Source organism: Candidatus Dormiibacterota bacterium, from assembly GCA_035544955.1.
Taxonomy (GTDB): domain Bacteria; phylum Chloroflexota; class Dormibacteria; order CF-121; family CF-121; genus CF-13.
The window spans coordinates 223,551-243,977 of sequence record DASZZN010000033.1 but is presented as its reverse complement, the minus strand read 5'-3'; the positions used below and the strand labels follow the sequence as shown (position 1 = coordinate 243,977).

Sequence of the window (20,427 nt, the reverse complement as noted above, 5' to 3'; positions counted from 1 at the left end):
CAGGAGATGTACCGGCTGCGCAACGAGTCCCGCTCCACGAGCGGGCAGCGCAAGCAGAAGGCGATCAAGCGGTTGAAGGTCGTCGAGGATTTCCGGAAGTCGGGCGCCAGCCCGACCTGGATGGTGCTCGACGTGCTGCCGGTCATCCCGCCCGAGCTACGGCCGATGGTCCAGCTCGACGGCGGTCGCTTCGCTACCAGCGACCTCAACGACCTCTACCGGCGCGTGATCAACCGCAACAACCGGCTCAAGCGACTGCTCGAGCTGGGGGCGCCCGAGATCATCGTCCGGAACGAGAAGCGGATGCTCCAGGAGGCGGTCGACGCCCTGATCGACAACGGCCGTCGCGGCCGGGCGATCACCGGCACCGGGAACCGCAAGCTGAAGTCACTGTCCGACATGCTCAAGGGCAAGCAGGGCCGTTTCCGCCAGAACCTGCTCGGCAAGCGTGTCGACTACTCCGGCCGTTCCGTCATCGTCGTCGGCCCGGAGTTGAAGCTGCACGAGTGCGGGCTCCCGAAGAAGATGGCGCTCGAGCTGTTCAAGCCGTTCGTCATGCGAGAGCTCGTCAGCAAGGGCTACACCCAGAACATCAAGTCCGCCAAGCGCATGGTGGAGCGCGTCCGCCCCGAAGTGTGGGACGTGCTCGACGAGGTCATCAAGGAGCATCCGGTGCTCCTCAACCGCGCGCCCACGCTGCACCGCCTCGGCATCCAGGCGTTCATGCCGGTGCTGGTGGAGGGATCCGCGATCCAGATCCACCCCCTGGTCTGCAGCGCCTTCAACGCGGACTTCGACGGCGACCAGATGGCCGTCCACGTGCCGCTCTTCAGCGGCGCCATCGCGGAAGCCAAGAACCTGATGATGTCGTCCAACAACATCCTGTCGGCCTCGGATGGCCACCCGGTCATCAGTCCGACCCAGGATATCGTGCTCGGCACCTACTACCTGACCATGATCAAGGCGACGCCCAACATCAAGGATCAGGAACTGCCGACCTACGGCACCGCCGAGGAAGCGTTGCTCGCCCTCGACAACCGGCGCGTCCATGTCCAGCAGGAGGTCCGCGTCCGGATCGACGGCAAGCTGGTGCGTACTTCGCCGGGCCGCGTGCTCTTCAACCAGGTGCTGCCCATCGGGGTGCAGCCAGCGGAGGGCCACGGCGAGGCGATGACGTTCCAGAACGGTGTCTTCGACAAGAAGGCGCTGCGGGCGATCGTCGCGGAGTGCTTCCGCCTCCACGGCAACGAGCTCACCGCGCGGGTCGCCAACGACATCAAGCGGGTCGGCTTCGCCTACGCGACCAAGGCCGGCATCACCATCTCCGCGATGGACATCAAGACGCCGGCGGGCAAGGCCGCCATCCTCGCAGGCGCCGAGAAGAAGCTCGGCGATATCGACCTGCAGTTCAAGCGCGGCCTGATCACCGACGACGAGCGCTACACCCAGACCGTTGACCTCTGGACCGAGGCGACGGAGGAAGTGACGGCCGCCACGATGAAGAGCTTCGATGCGCTTCACCCGGTCTTCATGATGGCCAACTCCGGCGCCCGAGGGAACATCCAGCAGATCCGGCAGCTCGCCGGAATGCGAGGCCTGATGGCCGACCCGACGGGCCGGATCATCGACCTGCCGATCAAGGCGAACTTCTCGGAAGGGCTGACCGTGCTCGAGTACTTCATCTCGACCCACGGCGCCCGCAAGGGTCTCGCCGACACGGCACTCCGCACCGCTGACTCGGGCTACCTGACCCGCCGGCTGGTCGACGTCGCCCAGGACGTGATCGTCCGGACCGAGGACTGCGGCACGACCTCCGGCATTTGGGTGACGGACATTTCGGAGGAGCGCGCGCTGACGGAGCCCCTCTTCGAGCGGGTCGCCGGTCGCGTGGCGGCCGCGGCGGTCCTGGACCCCACCACGCAGGAGACCCTGGTCAAAGAAGGCACCGAAATCACCGACATCCAGGCGCGCCACCTGATCAAGGCGGGCGTGGCCCAGGTCAAGGTGCGCTCGGTGCTCACCTGCCAGGCGCGCGAGGGCGTTTGCCGGCTGTGCTATGGCCGCAACCTGGCGACCGGCAAGCTGGTCGAGATCGGTGAGGCGGTTGGCGTCATCGCCGCCCAGTCGATCGGCGAGCCAGGCACCCAGCTCACCATGCGGACCTTCCATACCGGTGGCGTCGCGGGTACTGACATCACGCAGGGCCTGCCGCGCGTCGAGGAGCTCTTCGAGGCCCGTATCCCGAAGGGCAAGTCGATCATCTCCGAGATCGACGGCGAGGTGGAGATCATCCGGACCGAGACCGCCCGCAAGGTCAAGGTCACCTCGCGCGACGTCTACGACATTCCCTACATCCTCACGGACAAGATGCAGCCGCTGATCGAATCGGGTGCGACCGTGCAGGAAGGCCAGGAGATTGCCCGGGGCGCGGGCGAGGAAGGCGTGGAGAAGGTCATCCAGTCACGGGCGTCAGGCGTCGCCCGGGTGGAGCGCAACCAGATCGTCATCCGGAGCATGGATGAGGAGTGGCGCGAGTACCCGATCCCGCACGGCTCCCGGGTCAACGTCACGAGCGGCCAGAAGATCAAGGCCGGTCAGCAGATCACCGAAGGCTCGATCAGCCCCCAGGAGCTGCTCCACATCCTTGGTCGCGAGGCGGTCCAGACCTACCTGGTCGACGAGGTCCAGAAGGTGTACCGCTCGCAGGGTGTCGATATCAACGACAAGCACATCGAGGTGATCATCCGCCAGATGATGCGGAAGGTCCGCGTCGACACCGCCGGTGACACCGACCTGCTGCCGGGCGAAATCGTATCCCAGTGGGAGTACGAGGAAGCCAACGCGAAGGTCCTGGCAGAAGGCGGCGACCCGTCGGTGGCCCAGACTGTGCTGCTCGGCCTGATCAAGGCCGCGCTCAACACCGCGAGCTGGCTGTCGGCGGCATCCTTCCAGGAGACGACCCGCGTGCTTACCGAGGCGGCGATCTCGGGAAAGGTCGACCGGCTCCGTGGCCTGAAGGAGAACGTGATCATCGGCAAGCTGATCCCCGCCGGGACCGGCCTCGACTACTACCAGAAGCTGCGCGAGGAGTCGTTCAAGATGTTCGCGGAACTCCCGCAACCGGTTCCCGCCACCAGCTAACGCGACCCGAGCACCAAGGGGCCACCCCGTTGGGTGGCCCTTTCTTTTGCCCTCTACTCTCCGGCGGCACCGGCTCTCGCCAGCTCCCCTTTGGGCCGGATGGCCTCGGTGCGAATGTGGGAGATGAACCACGAGACGATGTGCCGCAGGCGGATGACGCGCGAGCGCGGATGGCCGTTGCGCGACAGGTCATGGGTCTGGCCCTCGAAGCGGACCATTCTGACCTCGCGGCCAAGGAACTTGAGCGCCGTGAACATCTGCTCGCCTTCCTCGATCGGGCAGCGCAGGTCCTGGTCGCTGTGAAGGATGAGCAGCGGGGTCTGGATGCGGTCGACGTAGGTGATCGGTGACCGTTCCGCAAGACGATCGAGGTCTTTCCAGGGGACCGCGCCCATGAAATCATCGATCAAGAACCATCCCAGGTCCGAGTAGCCGAACATCCCCGCCAGGTTGCTCACGCAGCGCATCGTGACCGCCGCTTTGAAGCGGTTGGTGTGGCTGACCGCCCAGTTGGTCATGTAGCCGCCGTAGCTTCCACCGCCAACTCCCATCCGGCTGCCGTCCACCCAGCCGCGCTCGATGGCAGTGTCGACGCCGGCCATCAGGTCCTCATAATCCTTGCCACCCCAGTCGTTGACGACGGCCTTCGAGAAGGCGCGGCCGTATCCGGAGCTGCCGCGAGGATTGGTGAACAGCACCGCGTAACCATGCGAGGCGAGCAGCTGAAACTCGAAGAAGAAGCTCCAGCCATACATCGCCGTCGGCCCGCCGTGGATCTCGAGCACGGCGGGCGGCCGGTCGCCGCCGCCTGACGGCCGCATGACCCATCCCTGGATGTCCCAACCGCCGGCACCTTTGAAGGTGAATTCCTCCGGCCGGGCCAGCGTAACCTCCTTGAAGAGGCTGGCATTCAGGTCGGTGAGGCGGCGCTCTCGTCCACCCTCCACCAGTTCCCAGCTGAAGAGGTCGCCGGGGATTCCCGGGTCCGAGCTCACGAGAGCCACCCGGCGCCGTTCCCGATCCATGCTGAAGGCATAGACGCGCCGCTGCCCGCCGACGACAACACGCGGTTTCCCCGTCGCCAGCGGGACGGCGAGCAGCTGGGTGCTACCGCGCCCCGACGCTTGCGTGTAAATTTCCTTGCCGTCTGACGACCAGCACGGATGCGGGCCGCCGTGCCCGACGCGCTGATCGTCGATGCAGCTGTCCTCGAAGGTCGGATCGAAATGCTCGGTGAGCCGGCGAGCGGAGCCACCGCCGCTATCGACCACCATCAGGTCGGTGTAGCCGTCCGCATGCCGGCGCACCGACGCCGCAAACGCGATCGACCGGCCGTCTGGCGACCAGGCGGGTGGGCCGGTGACGAGCGTCTCATCGGTGAGACGAGTGAGCCGGTTAGAGGACAGATCGAGCACCCACATGTCATTGCCGGGCCAGGTCCATCGGTCCTCGATTCGGTCAGAGGTGAAGGCGATGCATCGACCGTCGGGCGAGAATGCCGGCGAGCCGTCGTCCCAATCGCCGTCGGTCAGTTGCTCGGGTTGGCCGCCGTCGCTGCGGATTCGGAAGAGGTGCGAGCGGCGTTCGTAAATCCAGCCCTTGCCGTCCAGACGAGTCCAGAGACGGTCGATTCTGCGGACGGCGGGCACGCGCTTCTCGTGCAGGCCGGCGTCCTCCGCCTCCGGATCATCCGGCTCACCGACCTCTGCCGCGTAGACGATGACGTCGCCGTCCGGCGACCAGGTGGGATCGCCGGCGCCCCATCGTGCCCAGGTGAGCTGGCGCGCTTCACCGCCATCCGCCGGCAGCAACCAGAGCTGCGGCTTCCCCACACCGCGATCGCGCTCCTCCTCGTTCTTGGGTTTGACCTCGCCCGCCGGGGCGCGGACAAAGACGAGCGACCGGCCGTCGGGCGACCATCGGGGGGTTGTGTCGTTGTCGCCGGCCGTGTAGGGGCGGGGCGTACCCGTCCCCGTCGGGGCGACCCAGATGGATCGGTGATATTCGTAGCTTGAGCGGTCGATCTCGACGACCACGTAGGCAATCCGCTCGCCGTCGGGGGTGATCTGCGGGTCTTCGACGAGCTTGATGGCGTACAGGTCGTCCGGCTCCAGTCGACGTGTCATTGGCTCCCTCCCATTTGGTGGCGACAGTCTCAGGCTAGCAAAGGACCCCGGGGAGAGATTGGCCACGACGGGCCGTTGTATCGGGATGCAGCTGGCCACCCCGCCTCGTCCGGCCCGATCGGCGGTCCTTACCCGGCACGGCGACGGGCTCGTCCTCATCCTCCTCGGTCTGCCGACCGCCGCGATCGACTGGCAGATCGCGCGCACCTGGTCGGTGCCGGCCTGGATCAGCCTCGCATTGCTAGGACTCGTCGCGGTGGCCGTGGCCCTGGTCGTCGCCGGTCGCCGCTTCCGCGAGCAAGGTGCCGCCGCCGCCGTAGCACTGCTCTATGCGCTCCCCATCGCCGGCGGCATCGCCCGCTGGCACCTGGTGCCGTCCACCACGGCGTTGATCGGCGACGGCGCGTACCAGATCCAGCTTGCCCGCGAGGTGCTGATGCGTGGTGTCGACCCGTACGGATTCAACTACGTGGGCACCGGCCTCGAGCGGGCGCCCTGGGGTGGCCAGGCCTTCGCCAATCCCGCGCTGCATCACCTCGACTACTGGCCGGGTACCATCGTGCTCCCGCTGCCGGTCCAGGCCGCCGTCCACGCCCTGCTCGGCTGGTGGGATGAGCGCCTCTGGTTGCTGCTCGCCGCGGTCGCCGTGTGGGTGCTCCTGCGCCGGCTCGCCCCTGGTCAGTCCGGCCGGATGGCGGCCATCACCTTCTTCTTGATCCCGGGACACAGCCTGCTCGCGGTGCTGGGCGACAACGACCTGCCGATGGTGGCGCTCTTGCTCGGCGCGGCCCTGGCGATCAGCCGCCGTCGGTTCCTCGTGGCCGGGCTCGTGATCGGACTGGCGGTCGCTACCAAGCAGACGGCGTTGATCGCGGTCCCGGTGCTGGTGATCTGGGCCGGCGCCAGCGGCATGGGGTGGAAGGCATTTCTTCGAGCGACCTGCCTGGCCGTCGTGGCGGTTCTGGCGCTGATCCTGCCCTTCCTGGTCTGGAACGCGCGGGCTTTCGTCGCCGATACCCTCCTCTACAACTTCGGCAGCGGCGCGGAAGCCTACCCGATCCAGGGGCTCGGCCTTTCCAGCTGGCTGCTCCAGGCCGGCATCATCCAGGGTCCCCGGGACGCGTTCCCCTTCCTCCTGCTCCAGATCCCGCTGGTGATCCTCACCTGGATCCTTGCCTGGCGCTGGCTCTCTCGCCGCCCACGGTCGGGGGACGCCATCCTCTGGATGGGCGTCGCGTTCTTCGTCTTCCTGTTCGTGAACCGGTTCGCCCAGCAGGCCTACCTGTTGCTCGGGGTCGAGTTGATTCTTGCTGGGCTACTGGCTCGCCTCCATAATCCCGGGCATGTACAGCTGGCTCCTGTTCGCCCACATCGCCTCGGTGGCGGGCTTCCTCCTCGCCCACGGGACCTCGGCCGCGATGGCCTTCCGCCTGCGCTCGGAGAAGACGACCGACGGGATTCGGTCGGTCGCTGAGCTGTCTAAGCAGACCACCGGCGCTCCTCTGGCTCATATCCTCAAACCCTTCTAAGGCGGTTACGGACGCCCGGATTCGGGTAAGAAGGGGGAGTTGCGTCCTGGCGCGGGCCGCCCGGCGATTTGACAGCCGCCTCAACGCGGCCGTAGAATACGCCTTCGCGCCTTAAACAGGCGCGAGGTTACCTTATGCCCACGATTTCACAGTTGATCCGATACGGCCGCAAGCCGCTGGTGAAGAAGACGAAGGCACCGGCGTTGCAAGGCTCACCGCAGCGGCGGGGCGTCTGCGTGCGTGTCTACACGACCACGCCCAAGAAGCCCAACTCGGCCCTTCGGAAGGTCGCCCGGGTTCGCCTCACCTCCCGCCAGGAGGTGACCGCGTACATTCCCGGGATCGGTCACAACCTCCAGGAGCACTCAGTCGTGCTCATCCGCGGTGGCCGCGTAAAGGACCTCCCCGGTGTCCGGTACCACGTGGTCCGCGGCACCCTCGATACGGCCGGCGCCAAGGGGCGCAAGCAGGGGCGCTCGAAGTACGGCGCGAAGCGCGAGAAGGCGAAGAAGGCCTAATGCCGCGGCGTCCCCGAATTCACAAGCGTGTCATCCTGCCCGACCCAGTGTACACACACGAGGGCGTAGCTAAGTTCGTCAACGTCGTGATGCAGCGCGGCAAGCGGAGCACGGCCGAACGGGTCGTCTACGGTTCCCTGGACCGGATCCGCAAGGTGGCAAAGAAGGACCCGATCGAGGTCTTCGATTCCGCCCTGAAGAACGCCACGCCCGTGCTCGAGGTCAAGCCCCGCCGGATCGGTGGCGCCACCTACCAGGTGCCAGTCGAGATCCGGCCGGACCGTCGCTCGGCGCTGGCCCGGCGCTGGATCGTCCGTTACGCCAGGGCCCGCTCGGGGAAATCGATGCAGGAGAAGCTCGCCGGAGAGCTGATGGACGCCGCCAACGGAGTGGGCGCCACCATCAAGCGCCGCGAAGAAACGCACAAGATGGCTGAGAGCAACAAGGCCTTCAGCCACTTCAGGTACTAGGAAATTGGCAGAAACAAAAATGGCTCGCACTTACGCGCTGGACAAGGTTCGGAACATCGGCATCATGGCCCACATCGATGCCGGGAAGACGACCACGACCGAACGTATCCTCTTCTATGCCGGCCGGATCCACAAGATGGGTGAGGTGCACGACGGCGCCGCCACCATGGACTGGATGGTGCAGGAGCAGGAGCGCGGGATCACGATCACGTCGGCGGCCACCGTGGCGAACTGGCGCGGCCACCGGATCAACATTATCGACACACCCGGGCACGTAGACTTTACCGTCGAGGTCGAGCGTAGCTTGCGCGTCCTGGATGGCGCGGTCGCGGTCTTCGACGCCGTCGCCGGGGTCGAGCCACAGTCCGAGACGGTCTGGCGGCAGGCCGATCGCTACGAAGTGCCCCGCATTGCCTTCATCAACAAGATGGACCGCATGGGCGCCGACTTCTTCGCGTCCTGGAAGTCGATCCGCGAGCGGCTGGGGGCGAACGCCGTCCCGATTCAGCTCCCGATCGGCAGCGAGGAGAAGTTCGAGGGCGTCGTCGACCTTATTAATAAGGTCGCGATCACGTATACCGACGACCTGGGCACCACCATCGAGACCGAAGAGGTCCCGGTGGAGATGCGCGAGCAGGTCGAGCTGTACCACAAGCAGCTGGTCGAGGCGGTCGCCGAGTTCGACGACGTCCTGCTGCAGAAATACCTGGACGACAGGCCGATCAGCGGCCCCGAGATCGTGGCCGCCATCCGCAAGGGCACGGTCGCGAACCGGTTCGTGCCGGTGCTGGCGGGTGCCGCGCTGCGCAACCGCGGGGTACAGCCAATGCTCGACGCCATCGTGGACTTCCTGCCCTCCCCGCTCGACAAGCTCGGAGTGGAAGGGATCAACGCCAAGAGCAACGTCACCGAGTGGCGCCAGCCGGCCGATAACCAGCCCTTCGCGGCGCTGGCCTTCAAGATCGCGACCGACCCCTACGTCGGCAAGCTGACATTCTTCAGGGTCTATGCCGGCACGCTCAAGTCCGGGTCCTACGTGTGGAACGCGACCCGCGGCACCAAGGAGCGGGTCGGCCGCATCCTGCAAATGCACGCCAACCACCGCGAGGAGATCCCCGAGGTTTACGCGGGCGATATCGCCGCGGCCATCGGCCTGAAGCAGACGACGACGGGGGACACCCTGGCCGACGAGAACAACCCGATCCTGCTCGAGTCGATCGTCTTCCCCGACCCGGTCATCAGCGTGGCGATCGAGCCGCGCACCAAGGTCGACCAGGAGAAGATGGGCCAGGCGCTGGCCAAGCTCGCCGAGGAAGACCCCACCTTCAAGGTCCGGACCGATGAGGAGACGGCGCAGACGATCATCTCGGGGATGGGCGAGCTCCATCTCGAGATCATCGTCGACCGGATGCTGCGCGAATTTGCCGTCGATGCCAACGTCGGCAAGCCGCAAGTCGCCTACCGTGAGACGATCAAGCGCAAGGCGCACGGCGTCGGACGCTTCATCCGGCAGTCGGGCGGTCGCGGCCAGTACGGCCACGCCGAGATCAATATCGAGCCGAATGAGGCGGGCAAGGGCTTCGAGTTCATCAACAAGGTCGTCGGCGGCTCGATCCCCAAGGAGTACCACTCAGCGGTCGAGAAAGGCATCATCGAGGCGCTCAACAGCGGCGTGCTGGCGGGCTTCCCGGTGGTCGACGTCAAGGCCACGCTGGTCGATGGCTCCTACCACGAGGTCGACTCCAATGAGATGGCCTTCACCATCGCCGGTTCGATGGCGGCCAAGGACGGCATGCAGAAAGGCCAGCCGACGCTGCTCGAGCCGATCATGAAGGTCGAGGTCGTCATGCCCGAGGAATTCATGGGCGAGATCCTCGGCGACCTGTCCTCGCGGCGCGGCCAGATCCTCGGCATGGAAGGCCGGGCCACGATGCAGGTGGTGCGGGCGTATGTGCCGCTGGGCAATATGTTCGGTTACGCCACCGACCTGCGGTCCAAGACCCAGGGTCGCGCGGTCTACAGCATGGAGTTTCATCACTATCAAGAAGTCCCGAAGTCGATCGCCGAAGAGATCGTTGCGAAGTCGAGAGCTTAAGGAGGATTCCGAGAAGGAGTAACAATGGCGAAGAAGAAGTACGAGCGTACCAAGCCGCACGTGAACGTGGGAACCATCGGTCACATCGACCATGGCAAGACCACGCTGACCGCGGCCATCACGAAGGTCCTGTCAAAAAAGGGATTCGCTGAATTCCGCTCCTTCGACTCGATCGACAATGCCCCCGAAGAGAAGGCTCGCGGCATCACGATCGCGACCGCGCACGTCGAATACGAGACGGAGAAGCGGCACTACGCGCACGTCGACTGCCCGGGGCACGCCGACTACATCAAGAACATGATCACCGGTGCCGCCCAGATGGACGGCGCGATCCTGGTCGTGGCCGCGACGGACGGGCCGATGCCGCAGACCCGCGAGCATATCCTGCTGGCGCGCCAGGTCGGCGTGCCACGGATCGTGGTCGCCCTCAACAAGGTCGACGCGGTCGACGACCCGGAGATCCTGGAGCTCGTCGAGCTCGAGGTTCGCGAGCTGCTCTCGAAGTACGAGTTCCCGGGCGAAGACATTCCCGTGGTCAAAGTGTCGGCGCTCAAGGCGCTCGAGGGCGACCCCGAGTGGGAAGACTCGATCCTGAAGCTGATGGACGCGGTCGACAGCTACATCCCAGTGCCGGAGCGCGCCCTCGACAAGCCGTTCATGATGCCGATCGAGGACGTTTTCTCGATCGAAGGTCGTGGCACGGTCGTGACCGGCCGGATCGAGCGCGGCCAGGTCAAGGTCAACGAAGAGGTCGAGATGGTCGGCATCAACGACACCCGCAAGACCGTCGTGACCGGTGTCGAAATGTTCCACAAGCTCCTCGATTCCGGCCAGGCGGGCGACAACGTCGGCTGCCTGCTGCGCGGCATCAAGCGCGAGGAGGTCGAGCGCGGCCAGGTCCTGGCCAAGCCCGGCTCGATCAAGCCGCACACGGAGTTCGAGTCGCAGGTCTACGTTCTCACCAAGGAGGAGGGTGGCCGGCACACCCCGTTCTTCAAGGGCTACCGCCCGCAGTTCTACGTGCGGACCACGGACGTGACTGGTGAGATCGAGCTGCCGGAAGGCACCGAAATGGTGATGCCGGGCGACAACATCGCCATGAAGATCAAGTTGATCACCCCGATCGCCGTCGAAGAGCAGATGCGCTTCGCCATCCGCGAGGGCGGCCGCACGGTCGGCTCGGGCGTGGCGACAAAGGTCATCAAGTAAGGTCGTGGCTCAAAAGATCCGCATCCGGCTGAAGGCCTACGATCACCGCGTCCTCGACCAGGCCGCGGACAAGATCGTGGATACCGCGCGGCGAACGAACGCGTCGACGGCCGGACCCATCCCGCTGCCCACCGAGGTCAACAAGTGGACGGTGATTCGATCGCCGTTCATCGACAAGGACTCGCGCGAGCAGTTCGAAATGCGCACCCACAAGCGGATCATCGACATCCTTGACCCGAACCCGAAAGTCGTGGATGCGCTGATGCGGCTCAACCTGCCGTCCGGCGTCAACATCGAGATCAAGCTCTAGCGATGGCAACGAAGGGGCTCCTGGCCAAGAAGATCGGGATGACCCAGGTGTTCACCGAGAAGGGTGAACTCCTGCCGGTCACCGTGCTCGAAGCCGGGCCCTGCGTCGTGATCGCGCTGCGGGCCGTGCAGAAAGACGGCTACGGCGCGGTGCAGCTCGGTTTTGGCGAGGCCAAGGAGAAGCAGCTCACCAAGCCCGCTGCCGGGCACTTCAAGAAGGCCGGAGTCGCCGCTCATCGCCACGTGCGCGAGATTCGGCTCAAGGCCGACGCCCCCGCCTATGAAGTCGGCCAGGCGCTCAAGGCCGACCTCTTTTCGGCCGGCGAGCTGGTCGACGTCACCGGCGTAACGAAAGGCAAGGGGTTTTCCGGCCAGCACAAGCGCCATCATTTCGGCCGCGGTCCGGTCACCCACGGCTCGCACAACATCAAACAGCCCGGCTCGATCGGCTCCTCCTCGACGCCGTCGCGTGTCTACAAGGGGATGCGGATGGCCGGTCAGCTGGGCAATTCGCAACGGACCACCATGCACCTCAAGGTGGTGCGGGTGGACCTCGACCGCAACCTCATCCTGGTCAACGGCGACGTCCCCGGCCACAAGAACAGTCTGGTGCTGGTGCGGGACTCGACACGGCAGCCCAAGGGGAAGAAGTAATGGCGGCCACCGAGAAATCATCTGCCACGGTCCATGACCGCGACGGCAAGGAGACCGGCACGCTCGAGTTGCCGGCGGCCGTCTTCAACGCCCCCGTGAACGAGGCCGTGCTCCACCAGGCGGTGCGGCGGCAGCTGGCGAACGATCGCCAGGGCACGCATGAGACCAAGACCCGCGGCGACGTGTCGGGCGGCGGGAAGAAACCCTGGAAGCAGAAAGGCACCGGCCGCGCCCGCCAGGGCAGCACCCGGGCGCCCCAATGGCGCCACGGCGGGACGGTCTTCGGTCCGCACCCGCGCAGCTATGAGCAGAAGATGCCGCGCAAGCAGCGCCGGCTGGCCCTGCGGTCGGCCCTCTCGGTCAAGTCGCAGGAAGGCGCGGTGCGCATCGTCGAGGAGATCGCGCTGGAGGCGCCCAAGACGCGTGTCGTCGCCGCCCTCTTCGACGAGATGGGCGCCGGCGCCCGCACGCTGTTCGTCATTCCCGAGCATGACCTGATGCTGGAGAAGTCGACGCGCAACCTGGCCGGTGTCAAGACCATCCTGGCGACCAACCTCAATCCCACCGACGTGCTCACCGCCGACACGATCGTCTTCACCCGGTCGGCTTTGACCCAGGTGGAGGAGTGGCTGACATGAGGGCGGCGGTCGAGGTGATCCAGCGTCCGCTGATCAGTGAGAAGAGCTACGCCGCGATGGCGACGGGAAAGTACCTCTTCCGGGTGCACCCGAGAGCGACGAAGACCGAGATCGCGCTGGCGATCACGGAGGCCTTCAAGGTCGAGGTCGTCAGCGTGAACACGATGCACGTCCGCGGAAAGGAGCGCCGCCGTGGCAAGACTCACGGGTTTCAGTCGAACTGGAAGAAGGCCGTCGTCACGCTGGCAGAAGGGCAAAAGATCGAAAGCATGTTCCAGGGTGTCTGATCCATGCCGATAAAGAAGTACCGCCCCACCTCGCCCGGCCGCCGATTCATGTCGGTGAGCGCCTTCGACGAGGTCACCACGAAAAAGAAGCCCAACAAGCGCCTGCTGGTCTCGCTCAAGACCGATGCCGGCCGCAACGCACAGGGAAAGATCACCGTCCGCCACCAGGGCGGCGGCCACCGCAAGCTGTACCGGATCATCGACTTCAAGCGCGACAAGCTAAACATCCCGGCGACCGTCAGCGCGGTCGAGTACGACCCGAACCGCAGCGCGCGGATCGCGCTGCTCACCTACGCCGATGGCGAGAAGCGCTACATCCTGGCACCCGTCGGGCTGACCGTCGGCGACAAGGTGATCAGCGGACCCGAGGCCGACATCAAACCGGGCAACGCGCTGCCGCTGGCGAGCATTCCGTTGGGCAGCACGGTGCACAACATCGAGCTAAACCGTGGCAAGGGCGGCCAGGTGGTGCGCTCGGCCGGCATGTCGGCCCAGCTGCTCGCCCGCGAGGGTGACTACGCGCAGATCCGGATGCCATCGGGCGAGGTGCGGCGCGTCGCGGTCGTCTGCTACGCCACGATCGGCCAGATCGGCAACGTCGAGCACGAAAACGAGAACGTCGGCAAGGCCGGCAAGAACCGCTGGCGTGGCAAGCGCCCCGCCGTCCGCGGCGTCACCATGAACCCCTTCGACCATCCGCACGGCGGTGGGGAGGGGCGTTCGGGTCCCGGCGGCCATCCGAAAACACCCTGGGGCAAGCCGGCGCTCGGATACCGGACCCGGCGCAACAAGAAGACCAAGAACATGCTCGTTCGGCGCAGACCACCAAAGCGGAAGAGTAAGGGCTAACACATGTCACGTTCAACCAAGAAAGGACCGTTCGTGCATCCGTCGCTGATGAAAAAGGTCACGGCGATGAATCTCCAGAAGGAGAAGAAGGTGATCAAGACCTGGTCGCGAGACTCGAGCGTCTTCCCCGAGATGGTCGGGCATACGCTCGCGATTCACGACGGCAAGAAGCACGTGCCGATCTTCATCACCGAGAACATGGTCGGGCACCTGCTGGGCGAGTTCGCGCCGACCCGGCGCTTCCGCGCCCACGGGCATCACACGGAGAAGACCACCGCTCTTAAATAAGCAATGGAAGTACAGGCAAAGGCCAAGTGGGTCAGGACATCACCGCGGAAAGTGCGACTCGTCGCACGGACGCTGCGCAACCTGCCGGTGAGTGAGGCGCTGGTCGCCTGCTCGTTCATGCCCAAGGCCGCGGCGCGGGACGTGGCCAAGGTGATCCGCTCCGCCCAGGCGAACGCCGAGAACAACTTCAACCTGGTCAAGGACGACCTCGTGATCAAGGACATCCGGGTGGAGCCGGGTCCGATGTTGAAGCGCGGTCAGCCGCGCGCCATGGGGCGCCTCTTCAGCATTTTCAAACGCACCAGCCATATCACGGCCATCGTGGAAGACCGGCCCGGTGTGGTGAGGCGGCGCACCGCCGCCCTCCCGCGCGCACCGCAACCCACGAGCCGGCAGGCGCCGCCGGCCGCGGCTGCCGCCGCGCGCGCGGCTGCCGCGCTTACGCCTGCCACCACCGAGTCGGACGAGCGGGTCGCTCCGGCCCGGCCGAAGAAGGCGAAGCCGGAGAGCAAGGCGCCCGCGTCAAAGGCGCCCGCCGAGGGTAAGAAGACTGAGGCCAAAAAGACCGACGCCAAGAAGAAGGACGACGGCAAGAAGGACACCAAGGAGAAAAAGAGCAAGTAGATGGGGCACAAGGTTCACCCGAATGGGTTCCGGCTGGGCGTCTACCGTAACTGGGAGGCGAAGTGGTTCGCTCCGGACAAGGAGTACAAGCCGCTTCTGCTGGAGGACGTCCGCTTGCGGCGGATGCTGATGATCCGCCTGAAGAATGCCGGCCTGGCCCGGATCGAGACCGAGCGCTCCTCGTCGGCGCTGACCATCACGCTGCACACCGCCAAGCCCGGCATCGTGATCGGCAAGGGTGGTACCAGTGTCGACCAGCTGCGCGACGAGCTGGAGAAGATCACCGGCAAGCGCGTCCGGGTCACGATCCAGGAGATCAAGAAGCCCGAGCTCGCCGCCCAGCTGGTGGCCGAGAACGTCGCCGCCCAGCTGGAGAAGCGCATCGCCTTCCGCCGTGCCATCAAGCAGTCGCTGATGAAGACCATGCGGGCCGGCGCCCAGGGCGTGAAGATCCGGGTCAAGGGCCGCCTCGGCGGCTCGGAGATGGCGCGCGTCGAATGGAACCGCGAGGGTCGGGTGCCGCTGCATACGCTGAAGGCGGACATCGACTTCGGCCAGACTGAAGCCAAGACTACCTTCGGCCGGATCGGCGTCTCAGCCTGGGTCTACACCGGCAACTTCCCGACCGAGGCGGCGGTCAAGCCGCCGACCGCGGCCGAGGAACCCGTTGAAAGTGGCGTGCCAGTGGCTCTCGCGATTGGCGAGGCGCCCAGCCCGTTGGCCGAGCTTGTGCAGGTCGCGGTGGCTGCGCCGGCCGCGCCCGAGGTAGCGCCCGTTGCCCCGGCCCCGGTGACGGCCGATGCGCCGGCCGCCGCCAAGGCGAAGCGCGCCACCCGCGCAACTAAGGCGACCACCGAGGCGACCACGGCCGACGCGGGTGAGAAAGCCGCCCCGAAACGGACCACCCGCGCCCGCGCGACCACGACCGACAAACCCGACGCACCAAAAGCCCCGCGCGCCCGCGCGACGAAGAAGAAGGAATAACGGATGTTGCTGCCCGCTCGCGTCAAGCATCGCAAGTTGCATCGGGGTCGCCGCACCGGCGTGGCCACCCAGGGTGCCGACCTGGCATTCGGAGAGTTCGGCCTGCAGGCGTCCGAAGCCGCCTGGATGACGAATCGCCAGATCGAGGCGGCCCGCCGCGTCATGACGCGCTTCGTGCGCCGCGGGGGCCAGGTCTTCATCCGGGTCTTCCCCGACAAGTCGGTCACGAAGAAGCCGGCCGAGACCCGCATGGGCAGCGGCAAGGGTGCGCCCGAGGGATGGGTGGTCGTGATCAAGCCCGGACGCGTCCTCTTCGAGATGGGCGGGGTGACTCCCGAGATGGCCAAGCGCGCCTTCCAACTGGCGGCCTACAAGCTGCCGATGAAGACCCGGACAATGGGCATCAAGTCGGGCGTCAAAGCGGCCGCCGACGTGAAGATCAAGGGACCGGCGGAGCTGAAGCCGGGTGAGGGCGTCGAGGGCATCGCGGGTGCCGCGGCGGCCCCAACCGCCGCCGCTGCTCCGGCGCGTGGGCCCAAGGCGGCCCCGGGTGCCGCGCCGTCGGTGAAGCCCGCCCCGGGTGCCGCCCCGAAAGCCGCGCCCGGCGCTGCCCCGAAAGCGGCGGCCGCCCCCAAAGCCGCGGCACCGGCCAAGCCGGCCAAGGGTGGTGGGAAGAAATGAAGATGAAAGACCTCCAGGCCCTCTCTATGCCTGATCTGCAGAAGAAGCTCAAGGACTCCCGCCAGGAGCTGTTCAACCTGCGCTTCCAGATGGCGACCGGCCAGTTGCAGAACCACCGCCAGATCCGGCACGTGCGCCACGACCTGGCCCAGATCCTGACCGAGATTTTCCTGAAGGAGCGCACCGGCGAGCCCGCGACCACGCCGGAGCCCGCACCGCCCAAGCCCCGCCGGCGCAAGGCCGCCGTGGAGGAGACCGTATGAGCGATCAAGAGAACACGACGGAGAGGGCGATGCGCAAGACGCGCACCGGCACCGTCATCAGCGACAAGATGGACAAGACCGTCATCGTCCGGGTGCAGACCCTCAAGGAGCACCCGAAGTACAAGAAGCACATCCAGCAGGCCACCCGATTCAAGGCGCACGACGAGCAGAACCAGTGCAAGGTCGGCGACCGCGTCCGCATCATGGAGACGCGGCCGCTCTCGCACGACAAGCGTTGGCGCGTCGTCGCCATCGTGGAGAAGGCGAAATAGCCGTCGCCATGGTCCAGCAAGAGTCGCGGTTGAAGGTGGCGGACAACACGGGTGCGCGTGAGATCCTGTTGATCCGGGTGATGGGCGGCCATTACCGCAAGTACGCCTCCATCGGCGATGTCATCACGGCTGCCGTGACGGTCGCGACGCCCGGCGGCCAGGTGAAGAAGAGCGAGGTGGTCAAGGCGGTCGTCGTCCGGACCTCGCGCGAATTCCGCCGGCAGGATGGCTCCACCATTCGTTTCGACGAGAACGCGGCCGTCATCCTCGGCCCGCAAAACAACCCGCGCGGCACCCGCATCTTCGGCCCGGTGGCGCGCGAGCTTCGCGACAAGAACTTCATGAAGATCGTTTCCCTGGCTCCGGAGGTCCTCTAGTATGTCTCGGCTTCATCTCGACATTCATCGCGACGACACCGTGCAGGTCATGTCCGGCAAGGACCGTGGCAAGCGCGGCGTGGTCGTACGCACCGTGCCCCAGTCGGGCAAGATCGTCGTCAAGGGCGTCAACATCCTGAAGCGCCACACCCGCGCTGGCCAGCAAAAGGGCTCGACGACCGTCCGCCAGGGCGGCATCGTGGACTTCGAGGCGCCGCTCGACTACTCCAACGTGATGCTCGTCTGCAACAAATGCGACAAGCCGACGCGCATCCGCAAGACGGTGCTGTCCAATGGGACAAAGGCGATCGTCTGCGTGAACTGCGGTGAGATCTACGAGCGCGTGAGGAACAAGGTATGAACGTAGCCGCGAGCTCGAAAGGCGTGAAGGCCGCTCCAAGCCCGAAGGGTCCCAGCGTCGTTTCCAGCCCGGCCGGGACGGAGCTCAGGCTTAAGCAGCGTTACCAGGGCAAGATTGTCCCGGCACTGATCCAGCGCTTCGCCTACACCAACGCCATGCAGGTGCCGCGCCTGGTCAAGGTGGTGGCGAACATCGGGATCGGGGAGTCGATCTCCAATCCCAAGGCGCTGGACGCCGCCACCGCCGACCTGAAGAAGATCACCGGCCAGCAGCCGGTGGTGCTGAAATCGCGGAAAGCGATCGCGAACTTCAAGTTGCGCGCGGGCCTGCCGATCGGCATCAAGGTTACGCTCCGCGGCGCGCGGATGTATCAGTTCGTCGACAAGCTGCTCTCGGTCGGGTTGCCCCGAATCCGTGATTTTCGCGGCATCTCGCCCGGCGGCTTCGACGGCCATGGCAACTACACGCTCGGGCTGCGCGAGCAGCTGGTTTTCCCAGAGATCGAATACGACAAGATCGATAAATTACGGGGTCTCGAGGTGACCTTCGTCACCACCGCGCGCACCGACGACGAGGCGCGTGCGCTGCTGGCGGAGCTCGGGTTCCCCTTCAGGAAGTGAGGCTGAGACTGAGTGGCTAAGAAGTCGACGATCAATCGCGGAATCCGCAAACATAAGCACGCGGTCTCGCAGCACAACCGCTGCAACCTGTGCGGACGGCCGCGCGCGTATATGCGGAAGTTCGGCATCTGCCGCATCTGCTTCCGCACACTCTCATCGCAGGGACAGGTCCCGGGCGTGAAGAAGTCGTCGTGGTGAGGAGGGAGTCAAGGGACTGATGAGCACCGATAGCATCGCGGACATGCTGACCCGGATCCGTAACGCGAATACCGCCGGGCACTCGCGCGTCGCCATCCCGGCCTCGCGCGTGGGCGTCGAGATCGCGCGCGTTCTCAAGGAAGAGGGTTACATCGCCGCCTACGATGTCGCTGCCGCGGAACAGGGTCAGAAGCTCGACATCACGTTCAAGCCCAAGACGCCTCGCGGCAAGTCACTCGCCGGCCTCCGACGGATCAGCAAGCCCGGCCTGCGCGTCTACGCGCGCAAGACCGAGATTCCGCGGGTGCTCGGGGGACTCGGCATCGTCATCCTGTCGACCTCACACGGCGTCATGTCGGGACAGAAGGCAACCAGGGCCGGCCTCGGCGGCGAGGTCGTGTGCTACGTTTGGTGACCCGTGAGTAGGATTGGAAAGCTGCCGGTCAAGATCCCCAGCGGCGTGACGGTGACGCTCACCGATCACACGGTGGTGGTCAAGAGTGGCAAGGCCGAGCTCAGCCGCGAACTGAATCCGTCGATGAAGGTCACCGTCAAAGACGGCACCGTCGTCGTCGAGCGGCCGAGCGAATCGAAGCTGCACCGGTCGTTGCACGGGCTCACCCGGACGCTCGTCTGGAACATGATCGAAGGCGTCAGCAAGGGGTACGAGAAACAGCTCGAGCTGGTCGGCGTGGGCTATCGCGCCACCCGCCAGGGCGAGGCACTGGTCCTCAATGTGGGGTTCTCGCACCCGGTCCGTTACCCGGTGCCCAAGGGCATCACGATCGACGTCCCCGAGCCGACCCGTATCAACATCAAGGGCGCCAACAAGGAAGATGTCGGCCAGGTGGCCGCCGAAGTGCGGAAGATCCGTCCCCCGGAACCCTACAAGGGCAAGGGCATCCTCTACCGTGGCGAGCGTATTCGCCGCAAGGCGGGTAAGACCGGCAAGACCACCGGTGCCGGAGCGGCGAAGTAATGCACAAGCAGGCTGATCGCCGCAATACGCGCATCCGCCGGCACGTTCGGCTGCGGACTCACCTGGTGGGCGGTCCCACGCGCCCGCGGCTGGCGATCTTCCGCAGCTTGCACCACGTTTATGCCCAGGTGATCGATGATGCCTCGGGACGAACGCTGGCGGCCGCCTCCACGACCGACGCCGACCTGCGCAAGAGCCTGAAGTCACCCTCGGGTGCGGAAGGCGCCGCCGCCGTGGGCAAGTCCATCGCGCAGCGCGCCCGGCAGGCGGGCATCGAGACGGTCGTGTTCGATCGTGGCGGCTTTCCGTATCACGGCCGGGTCAAAGCGCTGGCCGACGCCGCCCGCAGCGCCGGATTGAAGTTCTAAAAGGGAAGGAATGAGTTACCAGTACGGAAGAGGTCAGTCGGAATTCACGGAGAAAGTCGTTCACCTGAACCGGGTGGCGAAGGTCGTCAAGGGCGGCCGTCGCTTCTCGTTCAGCGCCCTCGTCGTGGTCGGCGACCAGAACGGCCGCGTCGGCGCCGGGCTCGGTAAAGCTGGCGAGGTGCCCGAGGCCATCCGCAAAGCGGTGGAGTCGGCGAAGAAGCACCTGATCACGGTGCCGATGGTTGGGACCACCATCCCCCACGAGATTCGTTTGAAGAAGGGGGCCGCCAAGGTGCTGCTCAAGCCGGCGGCGCCAGGCACCGGCATTCGCTCGGGCGGCGCGATGCGCGCCGTCGTCGAGCTGTCCGGCATCAAGGACATGATCACCAAATCGCTGGGCACGAACAATCCGGTCAATACCGTCCGTGCCACGATCGCCGCGCTGCAGGCGCTGCAGACAGCCGATAGCATCGCCCAGGCGCGGGGCAAACCCGCCGACGAGATGGAGCGGCTGAGCCGGCGCGGGAGGAAGCCAGAGCCGGTGGCGGCAGCGGCCGAGGCGCCGGTGGAGGAGCCGGTCGGCTAAC

At 65.9% G+C, this 20,427-nt stretch carries 25 protein-coding genes and 1 pseudogene; 25 read left to right on the top strand and 1 reads right to left on the bottom strand.

Features of this window, described 5'->3' with window-relative positions:
* Positions 1-3,141 (top strand): DNA-directed RNA polymerase subunit beta' (rpoC, locus tag VHK65_12440; GenBank protein HVS06951.1); only part of this gene is annotated, 3,141 nt, incomplete at its 5' end.
* Positions 3,142-3,194: 53 nt separating this feature from the next.
* Here the strand turns inward: rpoC and VHK65_12435 are convergent.
* A complete protein-coding gene (locus tag VHK65_12435) occupies positions 3,195-5,267 on the bottom strand; it encodes a S9 family peptidase (protein ID HVS06950.1) in 2,073 nt (690 codons plus the stop codon).
* A gap of 85 nt (positions 5,268-5,352) precedes the next feature.
* Between VHK65_12435 and VHK65_12430 the strand changes: the two genes are divergently transcribed.
* The 24 genes and pseudogenes from VHK65_12430 (at position 5,353) to rpsE (ending at position 20,426) form a co-directional block, all read left to right on the top strand.
* Positions 5,353-6,741 (top strand): glycosyltransferase 87 family protein, encoded by a 1,389-nt coding sequence (locus tag VHK65_12430; GenBank protein HVS06949.1) that lies wholly within the window; start codon positions 5,353-5,355, stop codon positions 6,739-6,741.
* Positions 6,742-6,930: 189 nt separating this feature from the next.
* A complete protein-coding gene (rpsL, locus tag VHK65_12425) occupies positions 6,931-7,314 on the top strand; it encodes a 30S ribosomal protein S12 (GenBank protein HVS06948.1) in 384 nt (127 codons plus the stop codon).
* Positions 7,314-7,784, top strand: a complete 471-nt coding sequence (gene rpsG, locus VHK65_12420; protein HVS06947.1) for a 30S ribosomal protein S7 — start codon at positions 7,314-7,316, stop codon at positions 7,782-7,784. Before rpsL ends, rpsG begins: the two co-directional genes overlap by 1 nt.
* 19 nt (positions 7,785-7,803) lie before the next feature.
* On the top strand, positions 7,804-9,879 hold the full coding sequence (gene fusA, locus VHK65_12415; protein ID HVS06946.1) for an elongation factor G: 2,076 nt from the start codon (positions 7,804-7,806) through the stop codon (positions 9,877-9,879).
* 24 nt (positions 9,880-9,903) lie between these two features.
* Positions 9,904-11,088 carry an elongation factor Tu gene (gene tuf / locus VHK65_12410; GenBank protein HVS06945.1) on the top strand — a complete coding sequence of 395 codons (1,185 nt, stop codon included), beginning with the start codon at positions 9,904-9,906 and terminating at the stop codon, positions 11,086-11,088.
* A 4-nt stretch (positions 11,089-11,092) separates the two neighbouring features.
* A complete protein-coding gene (gene rpsJ / locus VHK65_12405; GenBank protein HVS06944.1) occupies positions 11,093-11,398 on the top strand; it encodes a 30S ribosomal protein S10 in 306 nt (101 codons plus the stop codon).
* A 2-nt stretch (positions 11,399-11,400) separates the two neighbouring features.
* Positions 11,401-12,051, top strand: a complete 651-nt coding sequence (gene rplC / locus VHK65_12400) for a 50S ribosomal protein L3 (GenBank protein ID HVS06943.1) — start codon at positions 11,401-11,403, stop codon at positions 12,049-12,051.
* Complete coding sequence (gene rplD, locus VHK65_12395) at positions 12,051-12,689, top strand: 50S ribosomal protein L4 (protein HVS06942.1); 639 nt, start codon at positions 12,051-12,053, stop codon at positions 12,687-12,689. Before rplC ends, rplD begins: the two co-directional genes overlap by 1 nt.
* Positions 12,686-12,976: a 50S ribosomal protein L23 gene (locus VHK65_12390; protein ID HVS06941.1), complete on the top strand. Its 291-nt coding sequence runs from the start codon at positions 12,686-12,688 to the stop codon at positions 12,974-12,976. Before rplD ends, VHK65_12390 begins: the two co-directional genes overlap by 4 nt.
* A gap of 3 nt (positions 12,977-12,979) precedes the next feature.
* Positions 12,980-13,825: a 50S ribosomal protein L2 gene (rplB, locus tag VHK65_12385; protein ID HVS06940.1), complete on the top strand. Its 846-nt coding sequence runs from the start codon at positions 12,980-12,982 to the stop codon at positions 13,823-13,825.
* A 3-nt stretch (positions 13,826-13,828) separates the two neighbouring features.
* A complete protein-coding gene (gene rpsS / locus VHK65_12380; protein ID HVS06939.1) occupies positions 13,829-14,113 on the top strand; it encodes a 30S ribosomal protein S19 in 285 nt (94 codons plus the stop codon).
* Positions 14,114-14,116: 3 nt separating this feature from the next.
* Positions 14,117-14,737: a 50S ribosomal protein L22 gene (gene rplV / locus VHK65_12375; protein ID HVS06938.1), complete on the top strand. Its 621-nt coding sequence runs from the start codon at positions 14,117-14,119 to the stop codon at positions 14,735-14,737.
* Positions 14,738-15,721, top strand: a complete 984-nt coding sequence (gene rpsC / locus VHK65_12370; protein ID HVS06937.1) for a 30S ribosomal protein S3 — start codon at positions 14,738-14,740, stop codon at positions 15,719-15,721. It abuts the gene before it with no gap.
* A 3-nt stretch (positions 15,722-15,724) separates the two neighbouring features.
* Positions 15,725-16,126, top strand: a pseudogene (gene rplP, locus VHK65_12365) (50S ribosomal protein L16).
* A 272-nt stretch (positions 16,127-16,398) separates the two neighbouring features.
* Positions 16,399-16,665, top strand: a complete 267-nt coding sequence (rpmC, locus tag VHK65_12360; GenBank protein HVS06936.1) for a 50S ribosomal protein L29 — start codon at positions 16,399-16,401, stop codon at positions 16,663-16,665.
* On the top strand, positions 16,662-16,937 hold the full coding sequence (gene rpsQ / locus VHK65_12355; protein ID HVS06935.1) for a 30S ribosomal protein S17: 276 nt from the start codon (positions 16,662-16,664) through the stop codon (positions 16,935-16,937). Before rpmC ends, rpsQ begins: the two co-directional genes overlap by 4 nt.
* A gap of 8 nt (positions 16,938-16,945) precedes the next feature.
* Positions 16,946-17,314, top strand: a complete 369-nt coding sequence (gene rplN / locus VHK65_12350) for a 50S ribosomal protein L14 (protein HVS06934.1) — start codon at positions 16,946-16,948, stop codon at positions 17,312-17,314.
* Position 17,315: 1 nt separating this feature from the next.
* Positions 17,316-17,675 (top strand): 50S ribosomal protein L24, encoded by a 360-nt coding sequence (gene rplX, locus VHK65_12345; GenBank protein HVS06933.1) that lies wholly within the window; start codon positions 17,316-17,318, stop codon positions 17,673-17,675.
* Positions 17,672-18,295 carry a 50S ribosomal protein L5 gene (rplE, locus tag VHK65_12340; GenBank protein ID HVS06932.1) on the top strand — a complete coding sequence of 208 codons (624 nt, stop codon included), beginning with the start codon at positions 17,672-17,674 and terminating at the stop codon, positions 18,293-18,295. Before rplX ends, rplE begins: the two co-directional genes overlap by 4 nt.
* 12 nt (positions 18,296-18,307) lie before the next feature.
* A complete protein-coding gene (locus tag VHK65_12335) occupies positions 18,308-18,493 on the top strand; it encodes a type Z 30S ribosomal protein S14 (protein ID HVS06931.1) in 186 nt (61 codons plus the stop codon).
* Between the two features lie 16 nt (positions 18,494-18,509).
* Entirely contained in the window at positions 18,510-18,908 is a 399-nt protein-coding gene (rpsH, locus tag VHK65_12330) for a 30S ribosomal protein S8 (GenBank protein ID HVS06930.1), read from the top strand.
* Positions 18,909-18,911: 3 nt separating this feature from the next.
* Positions 18,912-19,472 (top strand): 50S ribosomal protein L6, encoded by a 561-nt coding sequence (gene rplF, locus VHK65_12325; protein HVS06929.1) that lies wholly within the window; start codon positions 18,912-18,914, stop codon positions 19,470-19,472.
* Positions 19,472-19,840: a 50S ribosomal protein L18 gene (gene rplR / locus VHK65_12320; GenBank protein HVS06928.1), complete on the top strand. Its 369-nt coding sequence runs from the start codon at positions 19,472-19,474 to the stop codon at positions 19,838-19,840. Before rplF ends, rplR begins: the two co-directional genes overlap by 1 nt.
* A gap of 10 nt (positions 19,841-19,850) precedes the next feature.
* A complete protein-coding gene (gene rpsE / locus VHK65_12315) occupies positions 19,851-20,426 on the top strand; it encodes a 30S ribosomal protein S5 (GenBank protein ID HVS06927.1) in 576 nt (191 codons plus the stop codon).
* The last annotated feature ends 1 nt before the right edge of the window (position 20,427 follow it).